Annotated in this window: 2 tRNA genes and 1 rRNA gene; all 3 read left to right on the top strand. The window is 65.2% G+C overall.

The window, feature by feature from the left end:
• Positions 1–54: ribosomal RNA gene (locus tag ACFQPS_RS20115) — 16S ribosomal RNA — on the top strand; the annotation flags it as partial.
• Between the two features lie 165 nt (positions 55–219).
• A tRNA-Ile gene (locus ACFQPS_RS20110) sits at positions 220–296 on the top strand.
• Positions 297–330: 34 nt separating this feature from the next.
• Positions 331–406: transfer RNA gene (locus tag ACFQPS_RS20105), tRNA-Ala, on the top strand.
• Positions 407–838: the final 432 nt, after the last annotated feature.

Below are 838 nucleotides of genomic sequence, written 5' to 3'. Positions count from 1 at the left end.
GTGAAGTCGTAACAAGGTAGCCGTAGGGGAACCTGCGGCTGGATCACCTCCTTTCTAAGGACGAGCCCGCTCAGTCGAGCGCCCGCCCCGAATGTCGGGGTGTCTGGTTGCCAGGACCTGGTTCTGGCGGATCGGACGGCTCGCCGCCGGCGCATCCCTTCTCTCGCGGATCAGAGCCCAGCCGGGCGTCCGGTTTTCCGGACGGTGTGGCGGGGCTCCGGGCTAGTAGCTCAGCTGGTTAGAGCGCGCGCTTGATAAGCGTGAGGTCGCAAGTTCAAATCTTGCCTGGCCCACCAGATACCGGGCCTGCCCGATAGGGATGCCGGGACCGGGGCCTTAGCTCAGCTGGGAGAGCGCGTGCTTTGCAAGCATGAGGTCATCGGTTCGATCCCGATAGGCTCCACCAGATGACCAGAGATGAGGAAGTTTCCAGGCGCGCCGGGAAGGCGGCGCCGGGGAGCTTCTTGTGTCGGCCACTGGCAGCATGATCCGCGTAGAGAAGCGACAACCGATCCGTCGTGCCGGTGCCGCCCCTTGGGGTGGCCTGCATGGCGTTGGGTCCCGACCGGGGGCCCGGGTCTTGGACAAGTGAAGAGGGTAGTGCATGTGACCGAGGGGTCCCATGCCGTTGGCAGGCGCCGGAGCGATCCGTCCTGCCGTCCCGGAACCGGAGGTGTGGAGCCTCGGGTGCGGGATATGCGGCGGGGACTTGAGGTGGTCCTGTGGTGTCCGGGCGTGGGCTTGTCCCTGCGCGTGGGCGCATAGGATCAAGCGTATTAAGGGCATCTGGTGGATGCCTTGGCACTGAGAGGCGATGAAGGACGTAGCACGCTGCGAA

The sequence above is a fragment of the Rhodocista pekingensis genome (assembly GCF_042665545.1).
Classification (GTDB): Bacteria; Pseudomonadota; Alphaproteobacteria; order Azospirillales; family Azospirillaceae; genus Rhodocista; species Rhodocista pekingensis.
The sequence above is the reverse complement of the archived record's forward strand: the minus strand, read 5'-3'. Positions and strand labels throughout refer to the sequence as shown.